A 17,968-nucleotide genomic window follows, 5' to 3' on the forward strand; every position below is an offset into this window, starting at 1 on the left:
GCGTGAGCGAGGCGCGAAGATGAGCACGGCGGCCCTGGTCGACCCCACGGTGACCGCGGACGGTGCAGCTGCCAAGACGCCGAAGACCTCCGTGTGGCGCATCCGCCTGATCCAGGTCGCGTCAGTGGCGGCCGCGATCGGATTATGGCAGCTGGTCACCGCCAACAACGTGCGATTCTGGCTGCGCTTCGACACACTGCCCACGGTCACCGACATCATCGCCGAGTTCGGTCAACAGCTCCAGAAGAACCAGTACTACGTGGACATCGCGCAGTCGCTGATCAGAATTCTCACCGGGTTCGGTCTCGCGGCGGTGATCGGCGTGCTCGCGGGTATCGGGCTCGGCCGTTCCGGGCTGCTGGCCGCCGTCTTCGGTCCGCTCACCGAACTGGCGCGCCCGATCCCGGCGATCGCGCTGGTGCCGGTCGCGATCCTGCTGTTCCCCAGCGACGAGTCGGGGATCGTCTTCATCACCTTCACCGCCTCACTGTTCCCGGTGCTGGTCAGCACGAGGCACGCGGTGCGCGCACTGCCGACCATCTGGGAGGACGCGCTGCGGACCCTGGGCGCTTCGCGTACCGATGTCCTTGTGCGCGTGGTCTTTCCCGGCATCCTGCCCGGTGTCTTCAGTGGTTTGTCGGTCGGCATGGGTGTGGCATGGATCTGCCTCATCTCGGCGGAGATGATTTCCGGCAGGCTCGGCATCGGCTACCGGACCTGGCAGGCCTACACCATCGTCGACTATCCGGCGGTGTTCGTCGGAATGATCACCATCGGCATCCTCGGCTTCGGCACCTCCGGGCTCGTCGAATTGGCCGGGCGCCGGATCACCCGCTGGCTGCCACGGGAGGCATCGCAATGACGACCACCACAACACCGTCCACCGCGGCGTCGATACCCGCAGTGGCGGGAATGCGGTTGGCATTGGACGGTATTCGGATCGCCTACGGCAGCAAAACCGTGATCGAGCACCTCGATCTCGCTATCGCGCCGGGCGAAATCCTCGTCGTTGTCGGTAAGTCCGGGTGTGGCAAGTCGACGCTGCTGCGCGCCATCGCCGGTCTGCGCGCACCGGAAGCCGGGAGCATCCGGGCCGACGGCACAACAGTCACCGCTCCCTCCGCCGACAGGGCCCTGGTATTCCAGGACGACGCGCTGCTGCCATGGCGCACCGCGCGACAGAACATCGAGCTGGCGCTCCAGTTGCGCCGGGTTCCCCGCGCCGACCGCAAAACCACGGCGCAACGCTGGGTCCAGGAGATCGGTCTCACCGGCTACGCCGACTACCTACCCCGCGACCTGTCGGGCGGCATGCGGCAACGAGTCCAACTGGCGCGCAGCCTCGCGGGCGAACCACGCTCGGTGCTGATGGACGAACCCTTCGGCGCACTGGATACCCAGACCCGAACCACCATGCAGCGCTTGCTGATCGACACCTGGCGCGCCCACCCGACCACCATTGTGTTCGTCACCCACGACCTCGACGAGGCGCTGCTGCTCGGCGACCGCATCGCGGTCCTGGGCGGCGGTGCGCTGCGCGCTGTCGTCGAGGTGCCGAATCCGCGCGAGGCCGTGGACCGCGGGTCCGTGAAGGCCGAAATCTTGGAGACATTGTGAGTTCAGTCGACACCACGAACCCGCCGGGGACACTGCGGATTCCGGACCTGTCCGATCGGATCCGACTGGACTGCGACGTGCTGGTCATCGGCGGTGGTACCGCGGGCACCATGGCCGCGCTCACCGCCGCGGAGCAGGGGGCGAATGTGCTGCTGCTCGAGAAGGCGCATGTGCGGCACTCGGGCGCGCTCGCGATGGGTATGGACGGGGTCAACAACGCGGTCATCCCGGGCAAGGCCGAACCGGAGGATTACGTCGCCGAAATCACCAGGGCCAACGACGGAATCGTCAACCAGCGCACCATCTATCAGACCGCGACCCGCGGTTTCGCGATGGTGCAGCGGCTCGAGAGCTACGGCGTGAAGTTCGAGAAGGACGAATACGGCGAATACGCCGTGCGCCGTGTACACCGGTCCGGCTCGTACGTGCTGCCGATGCCCGAGGGCAAGGACGTGAAGAAAGCGCTGTATCGCGTGCTGCGCCAGCGCAAGATGCGCGAAAAGATCCGGATCGAGAATCGGCTGATGCCGGTACGGGTGCTCACCGCCGAGGGCCGAGCGGTCGGCGCGGCCGCATTGAACACGCGCACCGGCGAATTCGTCGCGGTGGGTGCCAAGGCGGTGATTCTTGCGACCGGTCCGTCGGGCCGGCTCGGCCTGCCCGCCTCCGGCTACCTCTACGGCACCTACGAGAACCCGACGAACGCGGGCGACGGCTACTCGATGGCCTACCACGCGGGCGCCGAGCTCAGCGGCATCGAATGCTTCCAGATCAACCCACTGATCAAGGATTACAACGGTCCCGCCTGCGCCTACGTCGCCAACCCTTTCGGCGGCTATCAGGTCAACGCCGCAGGCGAGCGGTTCGTCGATTCCGACTATTGGTCGGGGCAGATGATGTCCGAGGTGAAGCGCGAGATCGAATCCGCGCGCGGGCCCATCTATCTCAAGGTCTCACACCTGCCCGACGAGACGCTGTCCACGCTCGAAGGGATCCTGCACACCACCGAACGCCCCACCCGCGGTACTTTCCACGCCAACCGCGGCCACGACTACCGCACCCACGACATCGAGATGCACATCTCCGAAATCGGTTTGTGCGGTGGGCATTCCGCTTCCGGCGTCTGGGTCGACGAGCACGCGAGAACCACGGTCCCCGGTCTCTACGCGGCGGGCGATCTCGCCTGCGTGCCGCACAACTACATGATCGGCGCTTTCGTCTTCGGCGATCTGGCAGGCGCGCACGCCGCCGCCACCCTTCCCGAGCTCGCGGCGCCCGCAGCACTCCCCGAAGCCCAGCTGGCCGAAGCCCACGAGCTGATCTACCGGCCGCTGCGCCAACCGGACGGCCCGCCGCAGCCGCAGGTCGAGTACAAATTGCGCCGCTTCGTGAACGACTATGTGGCCCCGCCGAAGACTGCGGCGAAGCTCTCCATCGCGGTCGAGACCTTCGAGCGCATGCGCGGCGAGATCGCCGAGATCGGCGCTCGCTCGCCGCACGAGCTCATGCGCGCGGTCGAGGTCTCGTTCATCCGCGACTGCGCCGAAATGGCGGCACGCAGTTCGCTGACCCGGACCGAATCACGCTGGGGGCTCTACCACGAACGGGCCGACCTGCCCGACCGCGACGACACCGAGTGGCGCTACCACCTCAACCTGCGCAAGAACTCCGACGGCAGTATGGAATTCCTCAAGCGCCCGGTCGCGCCGTATCTGGTTCCGGTGCCCGGTCTCGACGATCTCCCTTCGGCGGACGCCACCGTTGTCCCGGTCCAGCAGCCGGAGCTGGTCGGTGGCCGAGCGCGCGCAGCGGCCCGCAGCGCTGTCCGCGATTCGGTCGAACCGCCCTCACCCCGACTTGTGACCTTGCTGGCTTTGGATTCGCCTACTGTGCAAGAACTCTCGACCTATCTCACCGACGAGGACGCGGGTGTGCGGGTCGCCGCGCTTGCGGTGCTGACCGAGAACACCCCGGACGGTTTCGCCCCGATCCTGATCGACGCGCTCGATGACGCCGCGGCCTCGGTGCGCCGTGCGGCCACCGCCAGCCTGCGCGAACTCGTCGAGGTGCTGCCCGCGGCGGCTGGTTTGTCGGATCGGCTCGATTCGCCCGACCCCGTCGTGCGCGCGACCGTCATCGATCTGCTGCGGGCGCTGCGCTCCGGTTCCGCGCCACAATTCCTTGCGGCACTGACGGATTCCGATCACCGCGTGCGCATCGAGGCGGTCCGGGCCCTGGTGTCGCTCGACGACTGGCGCGGCGTCGCCTCGGCCGCCGCCGACGAGAATCGCGAAGTCCGCATCGCGGTCGCACACGGCATCGCGGCCATCGCGGACGAAGGTGTCGACACCGTGCGCTCGCTCGCGGCGGACCCCGATCCCCTGGTGCGTGCCGCGGCACTGGCGGCGTTCGCGAGTCTGGGCGTCGCCCCCGGCGACATCCCGATCCTCGCGAACGCACTCCAGCATTCCGCATGGCAGGTCCGAGTGGGCGCCGCCCGAGGACTGGCCGGTGCCGATCCGGCCACTGCGGTGCCCACGCTCACCGAAGCCCTGCTCGATCCGCACCTCGACGTCCGCAAGGCCGCCGTGCTCGCACTGAGCACGTGGCCCGATGACGGATCCGCGCATGATGCGCTGACACAGGCCATCGACGACACCGACGCCGATGTCCGTGCCTACGCCCGGCGCGCGATCGCACCGTAGCCGCATCCTTTAGCGCGACTAATGCTTCGTTGAATGACTCGTCATTGATCTCGGCCTGCCGACCGGCGATCTTTGACAGGTGGGTCCCGCCGCCCGCACCGCTGAGGCTGCCGGTGGGGCGGATCACCTGATCCCGACCCCATGGCAGATGGATTCAGCACACCGCCATCCGGCGAATGTGCCGATCCGCGTGCCGACGATCGATCGAGGAGTCACATGAGCGGATACTTCGAACCGCTGACCATCGGCAAGCTGGACTTGCCCAATCGCCTGGTGATGGCGCCGATGACCCGCAATCGGGCCTACGGCGGCCTGGTCTCGGAGTTGACTGCCGAGTACTACACGCAGCGGGCCTCCGCTGGGCTGATCATCTCCGAAGCCACGCAGGTCAGCGTGATCGGGCAAGGCTACGGGCAGACGCCGGGCCTGCATTCGGCCGAGCAGGTGCGGGCCTGGCGGACAGTGACAGATGCCGTGCACGCCGCCGGCGGACGGATCTTCGCCCAGCTGGTGCACTGCGGCCGAATCGGGCACCCGAGCCTGTACTCCGACGCAGCGCTGCCCGTCGCACCGTCCGCGATCGCCTCCGGCGGGCAGTTGTTCACCCCGGACGGCATGCTGGACCACCCGACGCCACGCGAAATGACGGCCGAAGACATCGCCCGCACGATCGAGGACTTCGTCATCGCGGCCCGCAACGCCGTCGACGCGGGCTTCGATGGCGTGGAACTGCACGGCGCGAATGGTTTTCTGCTGCACCAATTCCTGGCCGACACCACCAATCGGCGGACCGACGGCTACGGCGGGTCACTCGATGCCCGCATCCGGTTCACCGTCGAGGTCGTGCAGGCGGTCAGCGCCGCGATCGGGCCGGAACGCGTCGGCATCCGGCTCTCGCCGGGTATCACGTTCAACGGTATGGCCGAGAACGACACCGCCGAGCTCTACACCGCACTGGTGCGAGCGCTGACGCCGGTCCCACTCGCCTACATCCACGTATTCGAGATCCTCACCCGCGATATCACCGAGCTCATCCGAGCGGAATGGCCAGGGACACTGATCCTTTGCGCGCACCCGACACCGGAGTCCTTTCCCAGTCGTCCGGAGATCGGCGCGGAGGCGCTGCGCGACGGCATTGCCGACGCCATCGCCATGGGCGAACAGTGGCTGGCGAATCCTGATCTGCCCGAACGTATTCGGGCAGGCGCCCCGTACAACATTGCCGACAAGGACACCTTCTACACGGGCGATCACCTCGGTTACACCGACTATCCGACGCTGAACGCCTGACCCTCCGCACTCCGGCCCGGACTGCCCTCGGCAGTCCGGGTCCCCTGCCGTGAGAAAGCATGTGATGCAAGCCCTCGTTCATGATCCCGATGCCCCACATCAGTTGAGCCTCGGTACCGCGCCCGACCCGAAACCACGTGACACGCAGGCGATGATCCAGGTCGCCGCGATCTCCTTCAACTTCGGCGAGATCGTCTACCGATCACCGCAGACGCTGCCGGGATACGTTTCCGGATGGGACGCGGCGGGTGTCGTCATCCAGGCCGCTGCCGACGGTTCGGGACCGGCCGTCGGTAGCCGCGTGGTGTCCTTCGGGTGGGGCGGCGCATGGGCGGAATTGCGCGCCGTCGACACCACCGAGCTCGCCGTCGTGCCCGACGGCGTGGATCTCTTTGCGGCCAGCGCACTTCCGGTAGCCGGCGTCACCGCGCTGCAGGCCTGCCGCAGGCTCGGCGCGGTACTAGGCCGCCGAGTACTGATCACTGGAGCCTCGGGCGGTGTCGGCCGATTCGCGGTCCAGCTCGCGGCACTGGCCGGCGCACATGTCATCGCCTCCGTCGGCAGCCCTGTCCGCGGCGAAGGGCTGCGCGAGCTCGGCGCGGACGAGATCGTGCTCGGACCCGCCGCACTGACCGAACCGGTGTACGGCGTCATCGACACTGTGGGCGGCGGTCAGCTCGCCGAGGCGTTCGACCGTCTCGAAGACGACGGCGTCGTCCAGGCCATCGGCAAAGCCTCCGGTGAGCCGACCGTCGTCGATTTCGAGCAGGCCCGCGTCAAGAGTGCGCGGGGCAGGCTGGAGAACTTCAACGTGAGCACTCCGTTCGGCAAAGATCTGGCCTACCTACTGCGACTTCTGGAGACCGGCAAGCTCGACCCGCAGGTCGGCTGGCGCGGCCCGTGGACCCGCGCGTCCGAAGCAGCCGACGAACTCGTGGCACGCCGGATCAACGGCAAGGCGGTGCTCGACCTCACCTCGACCCGATAGCGCAGGACCCCTTCAGATTTCACCCCTTCGGAGTGAACCGGTATTCCTTACGGGCCCGAGATCCGAGCTCCTGGCATGTCTCTCGGTCCCGATCCGGGCAGCGACTGGTGTCGGTGCGATGGCGACGCAGTTCTAGCCGCGGTCGGCGTCGTTGCGTGCGGCGTCGACCGCGGCCACGAACAGGTGCGCCAATTCCTCGATGTACTCCACACGCGGCAGATCTATTGCGCCGCTGAGCCATTGAGCCGCCGCGTCCGCCTGCCCGCCGACGATGATGTGAGCGGCAAGCAACAGCCGAGTGCGCCTGCGGCCGGTGAAGGGGCCGTGCACGAGCTCCGCCTGTTCGGCGGTGTACTCGGCGAACCGGCGGACCGAGTCGGCCTTGCGCGGCGCGGCGACCTCGTTGCCGATCGCTTCGGTGAACAATCGCGCCCGGCGCGGGTCACCGGTGAAGTAGTCGACGAAAACCTCCATCGCGGCACGAGCGCGCCGGAACAGATCCTCCGGCTGTGCCTCGACCGCCGTGCGCGCCAGGGCGAAGAACTCCTCGAACATGGTGTCGAACAGCGCGACGAGCAGATCCTCCCTGCTGCTGAACTGCTCGTAGAAATAGCGCTGGGTCAGCCCGGCCCGCTCACACACCGATGTCATCGTCAGCTTCACGACGCCGTTGGCGCCGACCTCATCGAAGCCGGCCTCGATGAGGTCGGCACGACGTTGCGCGAGCCGATCCTCAGCACTGACCCCACGGAAGGGACGGACCACCGAAGTCATGACGCAATCTTGACACACGGCCATGTCAAGTTCAGACTTTATGCAAAGTTGACATAGATCACAGTCAGCTTCCCCCTCGCCGTGGAGGAACAGATGTCGACCTTTCTGATCAGCCCGCCGACCGCGCCACCGAAGAGCAGCGGCCTGAAATCCATCGCCGGATCGCGCGGCATGCCGATCATCGGGGAAAGCTACGCGATGCTGCATCACCCGGAAGCGTGGGCACGTGAACGCTACACGCGTTACGGGCCGGTGTCATGGACGACTGGCTTCGGCCGACAGGTCGTGGTCCTGCTCGGCCCCGACGCCTGGGATATTCCGATGGCCAACCGGGACAAGGCATTCGGCAGCGGTCCGGCCTGGGACTACCTGATCGGGCCATTCTTCCGGCGCGGCATCATGCTGCTCGATTTCGAGGAGCATCTCTCTCACAAGCGGATCATGATGCAGGCCTTCACCCGTTCCCGCTTGACAGGCTATCTCGACGCCATGAACCCGATCATCGAGCGTGGCTTGGCGGACTGGACGGCGGCGGACCCCTTCCGCGGCTACCCGGCCATCAAGCAGGTCACCCTGGACATCGCGACAAGAACCTTCATGGGCGCCGCCCTCGGCGACGAATCCGACAGGGTGAACCAGGCTTTCATCGACTGTGTACGCGGCGGTACCGCCTATCTACGCTTCCCGGTGCCCGGGCTGCGTTGGTCACGCGGACTGCACGGCCGCAAGGTGCTCGAGCAGATGTTGCGAAAGCAGCTGCCCGCCAAGCGCACCGGCAGCGGCGACGATCTGTTCAGCGCACTGTGTCACGCGCGGTCCGACGACGGGCAGAGCTTCACCGACGACGATGTGGTCAACCACATGATCTTCCTGTTGATGGCCGCGCACGACACGACGACCATCACCCTGTCCACGATGATGTACTACCTGGCCAAACATCCGGAGTGGCAGCAACGTTGCCGCGCCGAGAGTACGACGCTCGGCACCGATGTGCTCGCCTACGACGGCCAGGACCAACTGACCTCACTCGACCTCGTCATGAAGGAGTCGCTACGTCTGCTCGCGCCCCTGCCGAGCATCCCGCGCGCCGCGGTGGCCGACACCGAGGTGCTCGGCCACTTCATTCCGGCGGGCACCTTTGTCACGGTGATGCCCCAGTTCACCCATCACATGCACGAATACTGGCCCGAACCGGAACGTTTCGACCCCCGCCGGTTCTCCGAGGAACGCCGCGAGGACAAGGTCCACAAGCACGCCTGGGTCCCCTTCGGGGCGGGCGCGCACAAATGCATCGGCCAATATTTCGGTGCCATGCAGGTCAAGGCCTTCATGCATCAACTGCTACGAAAGTTCGAGTGGTCGGTCAAGCCCGACTACGAATTGCAGTGGGACAGAACATCTCTCCCGCGTCCCAAGGACGGTCTGCGGGTCCGGCTGCAACGACGCTGACCTCGCTCACGCACAGCGGAAGCGGAATTCGGCGACCGGTGTGACACCGGGAACGACGGCCACCTGAACGTGGATGGGGTCGGCCAGCTGGCAGCCCGAGGGCACCGCCGTGACCTCGACCCGGTAGCACCCTTCTGGAAGGTTCCGCGTCACCGTCCCGTCGCCGCCGGTCGTTACCGTCGCCAACACCGCGGCCGCGGCGCACGGCGTGACCCCGGCCTCCACCCCGGTCACCGGTAGCCGGTCCAATCCGGTGACCGCCTGCACCTTCACCGCGCCCTCCCCGGGAACCCGCGCGCCCGCCACCGCGCCGCCCACCACCGCTGCCAGTACCGCGACCCCGACTACAGACCCGACGAACACTGCCCTGTGCACCATGGACTCCTACCCTCGATGAGGACGCCTGTCGCCCCTGCGCCAATATAGGCGCTGGTCAGCACAATCCGGGGCAGCCGCGCGCTCGAACTGTCCACTTGTGCGGCCGTCCGGCACGCACGAACAACGCCCCCATGAGCGTCCCGGGCATAACGCTGAGCATTCCAGCCATTGGAACACTCGCCCACCGTCCCTAACGTTGGCGGCAGACGAACGACAACGGACGGGACGTGTAATGACCATGCAGATCGGCGTAATCCTGCCTACCTCCACACCGGATCCGCAGCAACCGATTCTGGGCGATGTCCGGGCAAGTGCGCGGTTGGCCGAGGAGCTCGGAATCGAATCGGTGTGGTCCACAGACCATCTCATCGCGAGCGCGCCGATGTTGGACAGCACCGTGACCCTGGCGACCGCCGCGGCGGTGACCGATCGGATTCGGATCGGCTACAACGTCTTGCTGCTGGCGTTGCGGCCGACCGCCTGGGCTGCCAAGCAGATCAGCTCGTTGCAGTACGTGTCGGGCAATCGGCTCCTGCTCGGCGTCGGCACCGGCAACCCTGCGCACGGCAATGTCGGGTGGCGGGCGGCCGGTCTGTCGTTCGAGGATCGCGGGCGTCGGACCGATGCGGCATTGCAGGCGCTGCCCGGACTCGTCACCGGGCAGCCGACGATATTGCCCGACGGACTGGAGGTGACGCTGTCGCCCGGTTCGGTCATGCCGCCGGTCCTGGTAGCGGGCAATGGGAATCGGGCACGACGCCGCGCCGCCGCCTATGGCGACGGGTGGATCACGCTCCAGACCGAACCCGATCGGATAGGCGCGGAAATCGCCGAGCTACAGGAACTCGCCGCACAGTATGGGCGACCGACTCCGGCGGTAACCGTTGTCGCACCGGCATTGTCGGCCGACCCAGGGCAAGCCGCCGAGCAGGTGGCCGCCTATGCCGACGCGGGAGTGCAACGACTGACCCTCGCCCCGACCGGCCCGGACTGGCGACGCGACTACGAATTCGCCGCGAAATTGGTTACCACGCAATAGATCGGTGGCGATCAGTCGACGACGATCACCACCCCGCTGTCCGCTTCGAGTAGTTCCACCGTGCGCGCGGCCGCGGTATCGATGTGCACCCGAGGCTCGGCAGGCGGCTCGGTCTCGTAATACGTTCCGGGTCCATAGAATTGGCCGTATTCGACAACCACACCGCCCGCGGCGAGCACGGCCGCCTCGTGATCGCGGATCACCGCACCGCGCCCGCCGGGCGGATCCCATGCGATGCTCTGTGCGAGAAAACGTTCAGCGCCTGCGGCGTGCGCCGCGGCGAGCAGGTTCCGTGTCCCCTCGGTCCGGATCCGCGCATTCGCGCCGGCCAGCTCAGGCAGCAGCGCGGCATCGTCGGGCAGGTCGGTGAGCTGATGCATGACGAGGTCGGGCCGGAATTCGACAACCGCGGCGGTCAGCGCGGCCAGATCGTAGACATCGCAGACCACCGGCCGCGCGCCCGCGGCGCGCACCCGCTCGGCCTTCGACTGCGAACGGGTCATGCCCGCCACCTCGTGTCCTGCCGCGATCAGCAAAGGCAGCAGCCGCACTCCGATGACACCGGTCGCGCCGGCCAGAAAGATCCGCACACGATCACCCTATCCATCTCGGTCGAGGCTTCGACGACCTGTGCGCCGGCTACCTCCGGACGTGGGTGGCACAGGCTCGATTAGCCGCTCGTATGCTCGTTGCACGGCGTAGTCGATCGAGATGGAGGATCCAATGGCGGATCGGGAAGTCCTGACCTGGGAATTGTTCGGATCTGCGAGTCGGGAACTGGCGACCGCGATCGCCGAGGACGGATTCGAGCCCGACCTGATCCTCTCGATCGCCCGTGGCGGCCTGTTCGTCGCAGGCGCGCTGGGCTACGCACTCGACGTGAAGAACCTGCACGTGATGAACGTCGAGTTCTACACGGGCATCGACCAACGTCTTGACCTGCCGGTCATGCTGCCGCCGGTCCCACAGGCCGTCGACCTCGCGGGTGCGACGGTCCTGGTCGCCGACGACGTCGCCGACACCGGCGCCACCCTGAAGTTGGTGCGTGACTTCTGTGCCGACCACGTGGCCGAGGTCCGCTGCGCGGTGATCTACCAGAAGCCGCACTCGGAGGTCGACTGCGAGTATGTCTGGCGGCGCACCGACCGCTGGATCAACTTCCCATGGTCCACCGAACCTCCGGTGGTCCACCGTCGGGCACAGGTCCTCGACGCCTGAGCGGACAGCGTCCGACTACCGCTCCGAACGCGCGGCGACGATGGAGTCGAGTCGATCGCCGAGCGCGTTGACCTGGTCGCGCAACGCGATGACGGTGTCGAGCGGATAGTCGACTGTGGCCAGCACCGACTCGATCATCTCGCGGGCCTGGTGCCGCAGGGCCTGCCCCGCGTCGGTGGCGCGCAGTTCCACCGCTCGGCGATCGTGCGCGCTGCGGATGCTCTCGACCAGGCCGTGCGCCTGTAGCCGCTGGATGAGCGGCGAGACGGTGCCGTAGTCCAGGCGTAGTTGCTCGCCCAATTCCTTCATCGTGATGGCAGGTCGCTCCCACAGCGCGAGCAGCGCGAGATACTGCGGGTAGGTCACCCCCATCGCGTCGAGGAAAGGCCGATAGGCCGCCGTCATCGATCGGGACGTGGAGTACAGGGCAAAGCACAGCTGCGCGGCGAGCGAGAGCAGGTCGTGGTCTTCGGCCGCTTCGACACGCACCACGGGCGTGGGATGCGCTTGATCGGGCATAGCCGGCTACTTTACGCACTCTGGAGAGTACTTGGCACCGCGGCGTTCTCAGCGGACCGCGGCGACCACCGCGCGTGTTGCCGAGGCGTCGCCTGCGTGATCCGAATGCCGGAGAAGCTGTCGCACCGCGAAGAAGTCCGACCACGCACCGGCAATGCCGCGGCGCGTGGTCGACAGCGTCCCGCTCGGCTAGCCGATCACCGAATTCATGATCGTGCCCGCACTCGTCGCGACGGCACCGCCCGCCATCGCGCTGGCGATCATCTTCGGCGACTGCAGGTTGCCGCCGTTCCACTTCTCCCAAGCGAAGCGACCGCCGCCGTAGGTGATCGCGGTGATGCCGGACAGCTGGATGAGCCAGGTGAAGTAGCGACCCATTTGCAACAGCTTGTCCGCCATGGGTGGCGCCTCTGGTGTCGGATTGCTGACCTCTGCGAGAACGGTGTCGTGCAGCGCGGCGAGAATCATGCTCACTTTTCAGGCTCCTTATCGCATGCCGGGGTGATGCTGCAGAAGGAAGAGTCGCAGGTACTCCGAAAAGAGATGCGCCGCCGAGAGATGCCTCGGATCACCGACGCGGCGGCGCTATCTGTGGCCGTCGACGCGGCAGTCAGGTGCCATGTCGTGTCCCACTTTCCGCTCGTTTGCTGGAGGAAAACTCTGTGACCTGATCAATTCAACCTCATCAAGATCACCTAGCTGGGGCGACACACCGATTGTACTGTGACTCGCCGCACAGCGTGCCTTGTTCAACACCCAGGATCCCGTGGGCATCCAGCGCATTCGCCGCGTGCCAGGCGTTCGCCAGGCCTATCCTGAGCGGGAAAATTTGCGGTGAGAGCCGCTGCGCAGCGGCGGCTCTGTGGAGGGAAATCGTTATGTGGGACAGCCAGGATCAGGCCATTGCCGGATTGCCGACCAAGATCGATACGAGCGTCGCACACGAGGCCCGCGTCTACGATTATTGGCTCGGCGGCAAGGACAACTACCCGGCCGACCGGGCCCTCGGGGACGCGATCGCCTCCCATGTCCCCGCCATCCGCAGCATGGCCCGCGCCAATCGGGCTTTTCTCGGCCGAGCCGTGCGCTATCTCGTCGGCGAGGCGGGCATCGACCAGTTCCTGGATATCGGCACCGGCATCCCGAGCGTGGGCAATACCCACGAAGTCGCCCAGCGCCTCGATCCCGCGGCACGTGTGGTCTATGTCGACAACGACCCCATCGTCCTCGCGCACGCCAGGGCGCTGATGTCGAGCACACAGGAGGGCAAGACCGCATTCATCCACGCGGACCTGCACGACCCGACATCCCTGCTCGCCGATCCTGCCCGCACCGCGACCCTCGACTTCGACCGCCCGGTCGCGATCATGCTGGTCGCGATCATGATGTATTTCCGCGACACCGACGACCCGCACGGTGTGATCGGCGCCCTGCTCGACGCCGTCCCCTCCGGCAGCTACCTCGTCATCACCCACCCGACCGCCGATTTCGATGCCCGGGCCATGGCCCGGGTGGTGCACTCCGCGCAACAGGCGGGCATCACCTTCCACCCGCGCAGCGGCGCCGACACCGAGGGACTGTTCGCCGGAACAGAGCTCATCGAACCGGGAGTGGTCCCCGTCGTCACCTGGCGACCGGAACTGACCGGCCATCTACCCATGGCGTCGGCGCAGACAGCCGTCGACCCCGAATCCGCCTGGTACTGGGCCGGTATCGGCCGCAAGCCCTGAGATCACGTTCCGTGCGCGCCCGCGGAACCGACCGGCGGCCGCGCGGCGGAACCGTTGAGCACGGGGAGCGCCTGCACAGCGGCCCCGAGGTCGAGCACGGCCTGTGGGTCGCCGAGCGATCGCCCGGTCAGCTCCTCGACACGGCGGATTCGGTATCGAACGGTATTGGCGTGCACATAGAGTCGGCGGCCGGCTTCGGCGGCCGAACCGCCTGCGGCATACCAGTGTTCGAGTGTTTCGAGCAGCCTGGTCCGCTCCTCACGCGGCAGCGCGAGCAGCGGGCCGAGCCGGACCCGGACCATCCGCGCAGCTTCGACGGGCGCGGCGGCGACCACCATCGCCAACGGGTTGTCGTCGAATTGTGCGACGCCCGAGATACGCCCGCGCAATCCTGACAGCGCCAACCGTGCGAAATGCAAGGCCTGCGGGGTATCCGGAAGCGCCTCGTACGCTGGGCTCACCCCGACCCGTGCGCCGCGGCGGCGCAGCGGTTTCAGCACCGCGGCCTCACGATCGGAGGGGAAGGAAACCACACCGATCTGCTGATCGGGCAGCAGCCGCCAGGCTGACGGAATCCGCGAAACCCGCAGGGCGGCTTCGATACCGGGCAAGGCCTCCCGGCCGGGAGACGGCACATCCGCTGCCACCACGATATAGCGCCCGGTGGGCGACAGACCGAGGGTCCGGCTCACCTCGCCGAGCGTGGCCGGATCGGCGATCACCCCGGTGAACAGCGCCTCCACCAACACCGACCGCTCGTGCTCACGCTGCAATATCAGCTCTGAAGTCGTCTCGCGGTAGGCAGCGGCAACAGCCACCGAATATTCGCCTGCCATCGACCACACCTGCGCCGCAAGCGATACCAACATCGCATCGGCCACCGCCGGATGCCGATGCGCCTCGTCGACCAGCTCCGACCACAGGAACTCGAACCCGATTCGGTAGGCGTGCAATGTCTCCGCCAGCGGCACCCCCTGCTCCGCTCTGATCCGGCCCGTCTCCCGCGGCGGCCCGGTATCGATGGGCACGTCGGAGGTGAAGTGCCGCACCATCAGTCGCAGATTCCTGGTGCACGAGATTCGAATCGACTCGAACGGGACCAGCGCGTCGGTGCCGTAGGACTCGATCTCGGCGCGAAACCGCAACGCGAGCCGCAGTCCGAGATCGTCGATCCGCTCCAACAGCGCAGCAGCCACCTCGACAATCGGCCCCGGCGGCCTCCAACGCTCCATTGCCGCAGCGTACAGCCGGTGCGTTTGTCCCGACGAACAATCCGGCAACGGTGGCCTTGTCCCCCCGCCTATGGGGTGACCGGCCCCGCCGATGCGACGATTTTCGGCGTGATCGAGCGTCCGGCCACAGCACGACAGGAGCCACACATGTTCACCTACACCAGCGCGGACGGTCTGACCATCCATGTGCACAGCTGGACGCCCACGCGGCCGCAGGTTCGCGGGGTCGTCCAGATCGCGCACGGCATGGGCGAACACGCGGCCCGCTATGCCCACCTCGCCGAAACACTCACCGGGCACGGCTACGCGGTGTACGCCGCCGACCAACGCGGCCACGGCCACTCCATCTCCGGCACGCCGGGCGATCTCGGGCCGGACGGCTGGAATATGTTCGTCGCCGACATGGCGCACCTCACGAAGATTCTGCGCACGCGGCATCCGGCGGCGCCGCTGGTGCTCGTCGCCCACAGCCTCGGCGCCATGGCCGCTCAGCAGTACTTGCTCGACGACGCCGAATTGCTCGACGGCGTAGCCCTTTCCGGAGCCACCGCGGTGGACGGCCTGTTTGCGAATATCGCGGCCGCGGGCGGCGATCTGCTCGGCCTGTTCAACGCCGAGTTCCAGCCGATCCGCACCGACGCCGACTGGATCAGCCGCGACGAGGCCCAGGTCGACGCGTATGTCGCCGATCCATGGTGTGGTTTCGCCGTCGACGACACCGCCATGGCGAGCCTGGCCTCGATCGCGGTGCGACGCCTGGCCCATCCGACGAATATTCCCCCCGACCTGCCGGTCTACATCATGGTCGGCGACCGCGATGCGCTCAACGCCCGCCTGAAGCTGAGCGACCTTGCGGTGCAACGCTATCGGGATGCTGGGCTGACCGACCTCACCTACCGCATCTATCCCGGCGCCCGGCACGAGATCCTCAACGAACTCAACCGCGACGAGGTCGAGGCAGATCTCGTCGAATGGATCGCACGCGTCACCGGCTGACACCCTCGATTCGGGTCGCGGGCTGACGAGTCCGACCGGGGAGGCGGCGCAATGACCGCCTTTCCTTAGGTGCCGACGGCGAGTAGCGGGTTGTGACCCAAAGCACTATGCAATAAGTTGTGCACAACATAATTGCCCACTACCGTTATCGTCATGACCGAGCATCTCACCCTCGACGAGCAGATCTGCTTTCCGCTGTACGCGGCGTCACGGGCGATGACGGCGGTCTACCGCCCACGGCTCGAACGCCTGGGCTTGACCTACCCGCAGTACCTCGTGATGCTGGCACTGTGGGAGCGCGACGACCGCAGCGTCGGCGATCTCTGCGATGCGCTCGCCCTCGACTCCGGAACCCTGTCACCGCTGCTCAAACGGCTGGAGGCAGCGGGGTTGGTGGCACGGCGGCGGTCCGCCGTGGACGAACGTCGCGTCGATGTCCAGCTGACCGAGCGCGGCCGCGCGTTGCGAGCCGAGGCCGTCGAGATCCCGGCAGGCATGGCCGAAGCCGCAGGCCTGTCGATGGACGAACTCGCGACACTGCGCGAAATCCTGCGGCGCATGACCGATTCACTGCTCGCACATCTCTGAGCTGTCCCATTCCGATCGAAGGAGAACAGGCATGAAGACCCTCTACACCGCTGAGGCACTGGCTACCGGCGACGGGCGCGACGGGCACGCCCGCAGCACCGACGGCAAGATCGATGTGAACCTGTCGATCCCCAAGGAAATGGGTGGCAACGGCGAGGGCACCAATCCCGAACAGCTGTTCGCGGCGGGCTATGCGGCCTGCTTCCACTCGGCACTTCGCCTTGTCGCCAAACAGGCCAACGCGAATGTCGACGACTCCGCGGTCGGCGCGAAGGTGAGCATCGGCCCGAACGAGGCGGGTGGCTTCGAACTCGCGGTCACCCTCGAGATCTCGCTGCCGCACCTGACCACCGACGAGGCGCAGTCGCTGGCCGACAAGGCCCACCAGGTGTGCCCGTACTCCAATGCGACCCGGGGCAATATCGCCGTTGCCGTCGTCGTCTCGGAGGACTGATCATGCGCGCTGTAGTCATCGAGCAGTTCGGCGAACCGAAGGATGTACTGACCGCCGCGCAGCGGCCGACACCGGAACCCGGCGCGGGTGAAGTGCGGCTCGAGCTGATCCTCGCGCCGATTCACAATCACGACCTGGCCATCGTGCGCGGGGTGTACGGCTACAAGCCGACGCTGCCCGCGATTCCGGGCACCGAAGCCGTTGGACGGATCGATGCGCTCGGGGCAGGCGTGACCGGTCTCGAAATCGGCCAGCGCGTCAGCGTTTCCGGCATTCACGCGGCATGGGCCGAGTACTTCGTCGCCAGGGCGACACAGGTGGTCCCGCTACCCGATGCCGTCTCCGACGAAACCGCCGCACAGCTGCTTGCGATGCCGCTCAGCGCGTTGATGCTGCTGGAAGACCTGCGGGTATCGCCCGGCGACTGGATTGCTGTCAACGCCGCCAACGGCGCGGTCGGCCGTCTGGTGAATGTGCTTGCGCAGCAACGTGGCATCCACGTGCTCAATCTGGTGCGCGGGCCCGCGTCGGTGCGTGCGTTGCAGGAGTTGGGTTTCGATCCGGTGGTGGACACCGAGACCGATGACTGGGCCGAGCGCGCCGCCGAATCCACGTCGGGCGCACCGATTGTCCGTGCGGTGGACCAGGTCGGCGGACGCGCGGCCGACGCACTGTTGTCGCTGCTCGCGCCGAACGGTGAGCTGATCTCCTTCGGTGCGCTGTCCGGGCAGCCGCTGATCATCAACCCCGGCGCGATGATCTTCAAACAGGCTGTGGTCAAAGGCTTTTGGGGTTCCAAGCGGGCCGAGAACACCAGCGCGGACGATATGCGCCGGCTGATCGGCGAGTTGGTCGGGATGGCGGCGGGCGGCGCTTTGCGCCTGGACGTCGAGGCCGTGTATCCGCTGGAAGCCGCGGCCGACGCGGCAGCGGCCAGCGAAACACCTGGACGGAGCGCGAAGATCGCGCTGTCGCCCGCGCCGGTGTAGCC

The 17,968-nt window shown here is 66.9% G+C and carries 19 protein-coding genes; 13 read left to right on the forward strand and 6 right to left on the reverse strand.

What is annotated here, in order from left to right; all coding sequences use genetic code 11:
* Positions 1 to 19: 19 nt before the first annotated feature.
* The 5 genes from ACFU4Z_RS07400 to ACFU4Z_RS07420 all read left to right on the forward strand — a co-directional run bounded on the left by ACFU4Z_RS07400 (position 20) and on the right by ACFU4Z_RS07420 (position 6,600).
* Positions 20 to 862 (forward strand): ABC transporter permease, encoded by an 843-nt coding sequence (locus ACFU4Z_RS07400; protein ID WP_379060530.1) that lies wholly within the window; start codon positions 20 to 22, stop codon positions 860 to 862.
* Positions 859 to 1,617 (forward strand): ABC transporter ATP-binding protein, encoded by a 759-nt coding sequence (locus ACFU4Z_RS07405; protein ID WP_379060531.1) that lies wholly within the window; start codon positions 859 to 861, stop codon positions 1,615 to 1,617. Before ACFU4Z_RS07400 ends, ACFU4Z_RS07405 begins: the two co-directional genes overlap by 4 nt.
* Before the next feature lie 32 nt (positions 1,618 to 1,649).
* Positions 1,650 to 4,322: a fumarate reductase/succinate dehydrogenase flavoprotein subunit gene (locus ACFU4Z_RS07410; RefSeq protein ID WP_379060886.1), complete on the forward strand. Its 2,673-nt coding sequence runs from the start codon at positions 1,650 to 1,652 to the stop codon at positions 4,320 to 4,322.
* A gap of 216 nt (positions 4,323 to 4,538) precedes the next feature.
* On the forward strand, positions 4,539 to 5,612 hold the full coding sequence (locus tag ACFU4Z_RS07415) for an alkene reductase (protein ID WP_379060532.1): 1,074 nt from the start codon (positions 4,539 to 4,541) through the stop codon (positions 5,610 to 5,612).
* 64 nt (positions 5,613 to 5,676) lie between these two features.
* The gene (locus ACFU4Z_RS07420) at positions 5,677 to 6,600 is read left to right on the forward strand and encodes a zinc-binding dehydrogenase (protein WP_379060533.1); all 924 of its coding nucleotides are present in this window, start codon (positions 5,677 to 5,679) and stop codon (positions 6,598 to 6,600) included.
* A gap of 132 nt (positions 6,601 to 6,732) precedes the next feature.
* Here ACFU4Z_RS07420 and ACFU4Z_RS07425 read toward each other — a convergent pair whose 3' ends face one another.
* Entirely contained in the window at positions 6,733 to 7,374 is a 642-nt protein-coding gene (locus tag ACFU4Z_RS07425) for a TetR/AcrR family transcriptional regulator (RefSeq protein ID WP_379060534.1), read from the reverse strand.
* Positions 7,375 to 7,467: 93 nt separating this feature from the next.
* On the opposite strand from ACFU4Z_RS07425, the gene ACFU4Z_RS07430 reads away from it, so the two are divergent.
* Positions 7,468 to 8,823 (forward strand): cytochrome P450, encoded by a 1,356-nt coding sequence (locus tag ACFU4Z_RS07430; protein WP_379060535.1) that lies wholly within the window; start codon positions 7,468 to 7,470, stop codon positions 8,821 to 8,823.
* A 6-nt stretch (positions 8,824 to 8,829) separates the two neighbouring features.
* On the opposite strand, the gene ACFU4Z_RS07435 is transcribed toward ACFU4Z_RS07430, so the two are convergent.
* Entirely contained in the window at positions 8,830 to 9,201 is a 372-nt protein-coding gene (locus ACFU4Z_RS07435) for a hypothetical protein (protein ID WP_379060536.1), read from the reverse strand.
* A 232-nt stretch (positions 9,202 to 9,433) separates the two neighbouring features.
* Here ACFU4Z_RS07435 and ACFU4Z_RS07440 point away from each other — a divergent pair, with 232 nt between their 5' ends.
* Positions 9,434 to 10,240: an LLM class flavin-dependent oxidoreductase gene (locus ACFU4Z_RS07440; protein WP_379060537.1), complete on the forward strand. Its 807-nt coding sequence runs from the start codon at positions 9,434 to 9,436 to the stop codon at positions 10,238 to 10,240.
* Between the two features lie 11 nt (positions 10,241 to 10,251).
* On the opposite strand, the gene ACFU4Z_RS07445 is transcribed toward ACFU4Z_RS07440, so the two are convergent.
* Positions 10,252 to 10,830: an NAD-dependent epimerase/dehydratase family protein gene (locus ACFU4Z_RS07445; RefSeq protein ID WP_379060538.1), complete on the reverse strand. Its 579-nt coding sequence runs from the start codon at positions 10,828 to 10,830 to the stop codon at positions 10,252 to 10,254.
* A 133-nt stretch (positions 10,831 to 10,963) separates the two neighbouring features.
* Between ACFU4Z_RS07445 and ACFU4Z_RS07450 the strand changes: the two genes are divergently transcribed.
* On the forward strand, positions 10,964 to 11,458 hold the full coding sequence (locus ACFU4Z_RS07450; protein ID WP_379060539.1) for a phosphoribosyltransferase: 495 nt from the start codon (positions 10,964 to 10,966) through the stop codon (positions 11,456 to 11,458).
* Between the two features lie 15 nt (positions 11,459 to 11,473).
* Here ACFU4Z_RS07450 and ACFU4Z_RS07455 read toward each other — a convergent pair whose 3' ends face one another.
* Positions 11,474 to 11,977, reverse strand: coding sequence for a MarR family winged helix-turn-helix transcriptional regulator (locus tag ACFU4Z_RS07455; protein WP_379060540.1), 504 nt, complete (start codon positions 11,975 to 11,977; stop codon positions 11,474 to 11,476).
* 189 nt (positions 11,978 to 12,166) lie between these two features.
* Entirely contained in the window at positions 12,167 to 12,445 is a 279-nt protein-coding gene (locus ACFU4Z_RS07460; protein ID WP_379060887.1) for a hypothetical protein, read from the reverse strand.
* 410 nt (positions 12,446 to 12,855) lie between these two features.
* On the opposite strand from ACFU4Z_RS07460, the gene ACFU4Z_RS07465 reads away from it, so the two are divergent.
* Entirely contained in the window at positions 12,856 to 13,707 is an 852-nt protein-coding gene (locus ACFU4Z_RS07465; protein ID WP_379060541.1) for an SAM-dependent methyltransferase, read from the forward strand.
* A 2-nt stretch (positions 13,708 to 13,709) separates the two neighbouring features.
* Here ACFU4Z_RS07465 and ACFU4Z_RS07470 read toward each other — a convergent pair whose 3' ends face one another.
* Entirely contained in the window at positions 13,710 to 14,939 is a 1,230-nt protein-coding gene (locus ACFU4Z_RS07470; RefSeq protein WP_379060542.1) for a PucR family transcriptional regulator, read from the reverse strand.
* A 147-nt stretch (positions 14,940 to 15,086) separates the two neighbouring features.
* Between ACFU4Z_RS07470 and ACFU4Z_RS07475 the strand changes: the two genes are divergently transcribed.
* From ACFU4Z_RS07475 to ACFU4Z_RS07490, 4 genes are all read left to right on the forward strand, one after another.
* Complete coding sequence (locus ACFU4Z_RS07475) at positions 15,087 to 15,935, forward strand: alpha/beta fold hydrolase (protein WP_379060543.1); 849 nt, start codon at positions 15,087 to 15,089, stop codon at positions 15,933 to 15,935.
* 153 nt (positions 15,936 to 16,088) lie between these two features.
* On the forward strand, positions 16,089 to 16,523 hold the full coding sequence (locus tag ACFU4Z_RS07480; RefSeq protein ID WP_379060544.1) for a MarR family winged helix-turn-helix transcriptional regulator: 435 nt from the start codon (positions 16,089 to 16,091) through the stop codon (positions 16,521 to 16,523).
* A gap of 31 nt (positions 16,524 to 16,554) precedes the next feature.
* Positions 16,555 to 16,977: an organic hydroperoxide resistance protein gene (locus ACFU4Z_RS07485; RefSeq protein WP_379060545.1), complete on the forward strand. Its 423-nt coding sequence runs from the start codon at positions 16,555 to 16,557 to the stop codon at positions 16,975 to 16,977.
* A 2-nt stretch (positions 16,978 to 16,979) separates the two neighbouring features.
* Positions 16,980 to 17,966, forward strand: a complete 987-nt coding sequence (locus tag ACFU4Z_RS07490) for a zinc-binding dehydrogenase (protein ID WP_379060546.1) — start codon at positions 16,980 to 16,982, stop codon at positions 17,964 to 17,966.
* Positions 17,967 to 17,968: the final 2 nt, after the last annotated feature.

The sequence above is a fragment of the Nocardia sp. NPDC057440 genome, from assembly GCF_042802915.1.
Lineage (GTDB): Bacteria > Actinomycetota > Actinomycetes > Mycobacteriales > Mycobacteriaceae > Nocardia.